7 protein-coding genes are annotated in these 6,615 nt (G+C 69.4%); 1 reads left to right on the forward strand and 6 read right to left on the reverse strand.

Annotation, left to right across the window (positions count from 1 at the left end; translation table 11 throughout):
- The 6 genes from pheT to WBA11_RS17260 form a co-directional block, all read right to left on the reverse strand.
- The coding region (gene pheT / locus WBA11_RS17235) for a phenylalanine--tRNA ligase subunit beta (RefSeq protein ID WP_424521878.1) at positions 1-1,483 on the reverse strand (1,483 nt) is incomplete at its 3' end.
- 185 nt (positions 1,484-1,668) lie between these two features.
- Positions 1,669-2,721 carry a phenylalanine--tRNA ligase subunit alpha gene (gene pheS, locus WBA11_RS17240; protein WP_424521879.1) on the reverse strand — a complete coding sequence of 351 codons (1,053 nt, stop codon included), beginning with the start codon at positions 2,719-2,721 and terminating at the stop codon, positions 1,669-1,671.
- A gap of 228 nt (positions 2,722-2,949) precedes the next feature.
- Complete coding sequence (gene rplT, locus WBA11_RS17245) at positions 2,950-3,297, reverse strand: 50S ribosomal protein L20 (protein WP_424521880.1); 348 nt, start codon at positions 3,295-3,297, stop codon at positions 2,950-2,952.
- A gap of 63 nt (positions 3,298-3,360) precedes the next feature.
- A complete protein-coding gene (rpmI, locus tag WBA11_RS17250) occupies positions 3,361-3,564 on the reverse strand; it encodes a 50S ribosomal protein L35 (RefSeq protein ID WP_424521881.1) in 204 nt (67 codons plus the stop codon).
- Positions 3,565-3,771: 207 nt separating this feature from the next.
- Positions 3,772-4,992 carry a zinc-dependent alcohol dehydrogenase gene (locus tag WBA11_RS17255; protein WP_424521882.1) on the reverse strand — a complete coding sequence of 407 codons (1,221 nt, stop codon included), beginning with the start codon at positions 4,990-4,992 and terminating at the stop codon, positions 3,772-3,774.
- A 216-nt stretch (positions 4,993-5,208) separates the two neighbouring features.
- Entirely contained in the window at positions 5,209-6,312 is a 1,104-nt protein-coding gene (locus tag WBA11_RS17260) for an alpha/beta hydrolase (RefSeq protein WP_424521883.1), read from the reverse strand.
- Between the two features lie 112 nt (positions 6,313-6,424).
- On the opposite strand from WBA11_RS17260, the gene WBA11_RS17265 reads away from it, so the two are divergent.
- Positions 6,425-6,615 (forward strand): hypothetical protein (locus tag WBA11_RS17265; protein ID WP_424521884.1); only part of this gene is annotated, 191 nt, incomplete at its 3' end.

Below are 6,615 nucleotides of genomic sequence, written 5' to 3' on the forward strand. Positions count from 1 at the left end.
CGTCGACCTCGCGCTCGACGTCGGGCCGGAACGGGGGGACCACGACCTCGAGGGCGACGTCCCCGGCCTCGGCGGCGGCGGCCGTCGTCCCGTGGCTGAGCGCCGTCTCGGCGAACGATTCGAGGACGGAGCCTTGGCGCTCGACTTCGAAGCCGATGGCCTCGAGCAGCCTCGTGATGTCAGCGGTCGGGACCTCGACGCCGAGCACTCTCGCGATGCGAGACGGGCGGACGGAAACCGTGCGCGGCTGGTACGGCGCTGGGTTCAGGTCGATGGCGCCGGGGAGGACGGTGCCGCCGCCGGTCTCCGCGATCAGCTCGGCGGCGCGCGCGACGGCGAGAGGCTGGATCGTCGGGTCGGCGCCGCGCTCGAATCGGTAGCTCGCGTCGGTCTGAAGGCCCAGGGATTTGGAGGTCTGGCGGATGTCGGCCGGGTTCCACCAAGCGCCCTCGAGGAAGACGCGCGTCGTGGCGTCGGAGACCTCGCTGTCGAGCCCGCCCATGACGCCGGCGATGCCGAGCGGCCCGGTCTCGTCGGCGACGACCATCGTGCCGGTGGGCAGCTTCCGCTCGATCCCGTCCAACGTCTTCGTCGTCTCGCCCTCCCCGCTACGGCGGACCCTGACGGTACCCGTGATCTTGTCCAAGTCGTAGGCGTGGAGCGGCTGGCCGAGCTCCATCATGGCGTAGTTCGTCACGTCGACCACGTTCGAGATCGGGCGCAGGCCGACGGCGCGGAGCCGCTCCTGCATCCAGTCCGGCGACGGCCCGACCGTCACGTCCTCGATGACCATCCCGACGAAGCGCGGGCACCCGGCTGCGTCCTCGATGACGACGTCTACGCCTTCGAGGCCAGACGCGTGGGGCACGTCGGCCGTCGGCAGCGTGAGCGGGAGGTCCAGGAGCGCCGCCACGTCGCGGGCGACGCCGACGTGGCTCGTCGCGTCGGGCCGGTTGGGCGTAATCGCGATGTCCAGGACGGCGTCCCCGTTGCCGTGCTCGCGGAGGTAGTCGTCGAACGGCTGGCCAACCGTCGCGCCGTCCTCGAGGACGAGGATCCCGTCGTGGTCGTCGCCGAGCCCGAGCTCGTCTTGGGCGCAGATCATCCCGCGCGAGACCTCGCCCCGGATCTTGCCCTTCTTGATCGTGACCGGCGCCAGGCCCGATCCGTCACGGGCCGGCAGCATCAGCGTGGTCCCGACGGTCGCGACCGGCACCCTCTGACCCGCGGCCACGTTCGGCGCGCCGCACACGATCTGGACCGGCTCGCCGTCGCCCAGGTCGACGGAGCACACGCGCAGCCGGTCGGCGTTGGTGTGTGGCTCGACCTCGAGGACGTGACCCACGACGACGCCCTCGAGGTCGGGGCCGGTCGTCTCCACGTCCTCGACCTCGAGGCCGGACATGGTCAGCCGGTGCGCGAGTTTGTCCGGGTCGAGGCCGTGCGCGACGTAGTCGGAGAGCCAGTTCGCTGAGACGTTCAAGGGTTCGGGGTTGGCTAGCGCCTTCGCTGGCGCGGTCAGGGTTCGTCGGCTGGAAGGACCGTGCGGTGGCCGACCTCGAGGCCGGGCGCGTCCTCGAGGACGAACAGTGTTCAGATCAGAGAGCAAGAGGAGTCGTTGGCCTCGAGGTCCCGGTCCTGCGAACCCTGAACCCCGAACCCCGAACCCTAGAATTGCCGCAAGAAGCGGACGTCGTTCTCGTACAGGAGCCGGATGTCGTCGATGCCGTGGCGGAGCATCGCCATCCGCTCGACGCCCATCCCGAAGGCGTAGCCGGTGTAGCGCTCGGGGTCCACGCCGACGTTCACCAACACGTTCGGGTCGACCATGCCCGACCCCAGGATCTCCATCCAGCGACCGCCGCCCGGCATCGACTCGTCGGCCCACCACACGTCGACCTCGGCCGAGGGCTCGGTAAAGGGGAAGAAGCTGGGGCGGAAGCGCATTTTGGCCTCGCGCGCGGGACCATCGCTGGCGCCGAAGAAGGCGCGGGCGAACGCGGTCAGCATGGCTTTCAAGTCGGCGAAGCTGACGCCCTCGTCCACGACCAGGCCCTCGACTTGGTGGAACAGGCAGTAGCTCTTGTACGAGATGGCCTCGTTGCGGAAGACGCGGCCCGGCGCGATCACCCTCACCGGCGGCGGCTGCGCCTCCAAGACGCGGACCTGGACCGGCGACGTGTGCGTGCGCAGCAACACACCTCGTCCTTCGGGCGCGGGCGCCTCGAGAAAAAACGTGTCCTGCATGTCCCGCGCCGGGTGGTCGGGCGGGAAGTTGAGCGCGGTGAAATTGTGCCAGTCGTCTTCGATCTCGGGGCCGCGCGCGACGGCGAAGCCGAACGACCGGAAGATGTCCTGAATGTCCGCGAGGGTCTGGGTCAGGACGTGCAGACTTCCGCGCTCGGCCGGCGCCGGGACGCGGCCGGGGAGCGTCAGGTCGAGGTCAGTGGCTCCGGCCTCGGTTCCGCTCTCGAGGTCGGCCAGCGCAGCGTCCAGGCGGTCCTGCGCCGACTGCTTGAGCCCGTTGAGCCGCTGGCCCATCTCGCGCCGCTGCTCCGGCGGGACGGCCCCGATCTTGCTGAACAGGTCCGTGACGACGCCAGACTTGCGGCCCAGAAACCGGACGCGGAAGGTCTCAGCGTCGTCGGGTGTGGCGAGCGGGGCGGCGTCGATCTCGGCCTGGATGGCAGCGATATCGGCCTCGAGGGCGGTCTCAGACATAGCGCGTGTGCCGGTCGGTGGCGTCCTGAGCGAGTAGTGGGGTGAGCCGTGGGGTCGGTCTCGACCTCGAGGTCTCGGGCAGTCCGTCCTCGAGGGTGGAGATCCGTCAACTCTGGGCCGCGCGCTCCGCTCAGGACGGGAGGGCGAGACCGAACAAAAACTCCCGCCGGGCCGAGGCCGGGCGGGAGTCGTGGTCAAACGGGCGCGGATTGGACGGCTAACCGTCCATTAGACCGCGGCCTGCTTGACCACGGCGGTAAAGGCGGCCTTGTCGTGGACCGCGAGGTCGGCGAGGACCTTCCGGTTCAGCGGGATCCCAGCCTTGTTCAAGCCTGCGATCAAGCGTGAGTAGGTGGTCCCGTTCTGACGGGCGGCAGCGTTGATGCGGGCGATCCAGAGCCGCCGGAACTGACGCTTGCGGGCGCGTCGGTCACGGTAGGCGTACTGGAGTCCCTTCTCAACGGAGTGCTTGGCAACGGTGTAGACGTTGCCACGGCGTCCCCAGTAGCCTTTCGCTTGCGCAAGAACCTTGCGGCGACGGCGACGGGAGGCCACGAGATTTCGTGCTCGGGGCATCTTGGTTCCGTGGTGAGTGTGTGGGTATGGAGGGCTCGAGGCACAGCCTCGAGGACGGGTCGACTAGCGGGCGCTGGTCGAGATCATGCGCTTCATGCGCGGCTCGTCGCACTTCTTGACGATCGTCGACTCGCGGAGGTCTCGCTTCCGCTTGGGCGACTTCTTGGTCAGGATGTGGCTCGCGAACGCCTTCTTGCGCTTGACGCGACCCGTCCCGGTCAGCGAAAAGCGCTTCTTGGCGCCGCTGTTCGACTTCATCTTCGGCATCGGTCTCTCGGGGGAGGGCCAGACAAGGAGCTGCCCGCCGCAGGTGTGCACGTGGCACAGCGGTGGGCAGAAGGAGGAGGAAGCTAGAGGCTCGGACCTGGCGTGTCTACGGCCGAACCCGCTCTTCGCAGAGTGTTCGGGCGGGTCAGACCTCGAGGACCCGAGAGGGTCCCGACGAACTCTGGATGGCCGGCCCCGAGGGCGGGGCTAGTCGGCGTCGACCTTCTCGGTCCGTACCTCGACCTCGCGGTCGGCGTCCCACGACGGGTCCAGGACGACCTTGACGCAGTCGTCCTCCTTGTCGCGGAACGTCTCGTAGAGCTCCGGCCCCTTCTCCAGCGGCGCCTTGTGCGTGATGATGTACGACGGGTCGAGGTCGCCGGCCTCGATGTGGCCGAGCAGGTCCTTGATGTAGCGCTGGACGTGGGTCTGGCCCATCTTGAACGTGAGCCCCTTGCCGAAGGCGGCGCCGATGTTGAAGTGGTTGACCACGCCGCCGTAGACGCCCGGGATGGAGACCGTGCCGCCCTTGCCACAGCTCTGGATGGCCTCGATGAGGGCCGAGCCGCGGTCGGTCTGAAGCCGGACCTCTTGCTCCACCTTCTGGGCCACGCCCGTGATCCCCGTCCCGTGCGCCTCGAGCCCGACGGCGTCGATGCAGGCGTTCGGCCCGCGCCCGTCGTTGACCTCCTCCAGTTTGGCGAACACGTCTTCGTCCTCGTAGTGGATCGTGGTCGACCCGGCGAACTGCTCGGCCATGCGCAACCGCTCTGGGAACCGGTCGATCGCAATGACCTGGGCGCCCATCATCGCGGCCGAGATCTGGGCGAACAGCCCGACCGGCCCGCAGCCCCACACCGCGACCACGTCGCCCTCTTGGATGTCGCAGTTGACGGCCGCCTGGTACCCCGTCGGGTAGATGTCGGTCAGGAACAGGACCTGCTCGTCGGTGAGCGAGTCCGGCACCTTGAGCGGGCCGACGTCGGCGTAGGGGACGCGGACGTACTCGGCCTGCCCGCCGGCGAACCCGCCCATCATGTGGCTGTAGCCGAAGATGCCGGCCGCGCCGAACCCGTAGGCCGCCGCCTGCATGTCCTTGTTCGGGTTCGAGGTGTCGCACAGCGAGTGCTCGTCGCGGTTGCAGTAGTGGCAGTGCCCGCACGCGATGGGGAACGGGACGACGACGCGGTCACCCTTCTTGACGTTCTGGACCGCCCCGCCGACCTCGACGACCTCGCCCATGAACTCGTGGCCCAGGATGTCGCCGTCCTCCATCGACGGGATGTAGCCGTCGAAAAGGTGGAGGTCGCTGCCGCAGATCGCCGTCAGCGACGTCTTAATGATGCAGTCGTTCGGGTCGAGGATCTGGGGGTCGTCGACGGTGTCGACGGACAGGTCGTGGGTGCCGTGCCAGCGGAGGGCTTTCATAGAGGGGCGGGGAGAGTGGGCCTCGTCAACCGGCCGGCCGCCTCGGCGGTTGCGCCCTCGGCGAGAGCTAAGGAGACGCCCCATGCAGCAGTCCGGTCCGTTCCCCCGCGCAGACACGGGACGGAGGGCGGACACGTCCTCGAGGCCGCTCGCCTCGGCGGCACAAAACGCCCCGGCCAGATGACCGGGAGCGCGTGCGACCTCGAGGCCGCGGGGCTACATCCCGAAGGCGTCCTTAAGCCGGTCGGCCGCGAAGTCCTGGGCCTGGACGGCTTGCTCGAGGACGGCGCCCATGCCGAAAAACTCGTGGGTGACGCCGTCGTAGACGCGGCGTTCGACGTCGACGCCGGCGGCCTCGAGGGCGTCAGCCAAGTCGCCGCCCTCGGCCTCGAGCGGGTCGATCTGGGCGTTGACGATGGTCGTCGGCGGCAGGCCCTCGAGGTCGGCCTCGACCAGGTCGATGTACTCGTACGAGCGCGTCCGCCAGTCGGGCGTGTAGTTGTCGAAGAACCACTCCATGCCGCCCCGGTTGAGCGGGAGCGCGTTCGCGTACCGGTCATAGCTCGGCGACTGGACGTCGCCGTCGGCGACGGGGTAGACGGAGACGATGGCCCGGGGCATCGGGACGCCCTCGTCGCGGGCGCGGATCGCCGTCGCGACGGCCATGTTGCCGCCGGCCGACTCGCCGGCGATCGCAATCCGGTCGGGGTCGCCGTTTATCGAGCCCGCGTTTTGCGTTACCCAGCGGTAGGCCGCGAACGCGTCGTCGTGGGCCGCCGGGTAGCGGTCGTCCGGCGCCTGCCGGTACGCGACCGACACCACGATGGCGCCGGTCTTGGTCGCGAGCGCGACGGCGCCGGCCTCGTACGTATCGAGGTCGGCGATAATCCAGCCGCCGCCGTGGTAGTACACCACGACCGGGAGCCGACCGCTCGCGCCGACCGGCGCGTACGTCCGGACGACCAGGCCCTGGCTCGGGCCGGCGGCGATCTCACGGTGGTTCACGGTCACCTTCGGCGGCATCGGCGGGACGCCGGTCCGCATCAGGAGGTCCATGACGGCGTTCGTCGGCGTCTTCTCCATCCGAGCCTGGAAGCCGGTAAGCTCGGGGTAGGGGACGTTGCCGTAAGACGTGAGTTGGTCCACGACAGCCCACATCTGGTCGTCGATGTTGGGTGCCCACGACGGCTTCGGCGCGTCGGTGGTGACGTTCATAGGGTCCGTCGTCGGGGTCATCGGGGCGCTCGGGGCGCGGTCCGTCGAGGACGTCGCGCAGCCACTGACGGCGAGGACGGCGGCGAGGGTGAGCAGGCGGTTCATACGAGGGGCGTAGTGTGGGAAGGGAGGTGGGAATCAGCCGCGCCGGCGGTGGGTTGCGACCGGGGCCGTCAGTGGGGATTTCCTCTATGCCCGCCCCGGGCGTCTCTCCCCGGTGCTCCTGGAGCTGGCCCGGCCGGCTGGCGTACCGGCCGCGTCCTCGAGGGCGGTGTCGATGCGGCGTGCGGAGCCCAGCGCTCCCCGCCCTGAGGGCCACGCACGTCCTCGAGGACGCTACGCTGCGACCGGAGCTCGTCGCGTCCCCTCGGTCATGTGGCCTGCTTCCGGCGACGGGCCGCTCAGCAC

This window comes from Rubrivirga sp., from assembly GCF_049648075.1.
Classification (GTDB): domain Bacteria; phylum Bacteroidota; class Rhodothermia; order Rhodothermales; family Rubricoccaceae; genus Rubrivirga.

What these genes read in the sequence shown, in the direction of transcription:
- pheS (WP_424521879.1), bottom strand. Translation starts at nt 2,721, where the DNA reads ATGTCTGAGACCGCCCTCGAGGCCGATATCGCTGCCATCCAGGCCGAG.
- rplT (WP_424521880.1), bottom strand. Translation starts at nt 3,297, where the DNA reads ATGCCCCGAGCACGAAATCTCGTGGCCTCCCGTCGCCGTCGCCGCAAG.
- rpmI (WP_424521881.1), bottom strand. Translation starts at nt 3,564, where the DNA reads ATGCCGAAGATGAAGTCGAACAGCGGCGCCAAGAAGCGCTTTTCGCTG.
- WBA11_RS17255 (WP_424521882.1), bottom strand. Translation starts at nt 4,992, where the DNA reads ATGAAAGCCCTCCGCTGGCACGGCACCCACGACCTGTCCGTCGACACC.
- WBA11_RS17260 (WP_424521883.1), bottom strand. Translation starts at nt 6,312, where the DNA reads ATGAACCGCCTGCTCACCCTCGCCGCCGTCCTCGCCGTCAGTGGCTGC.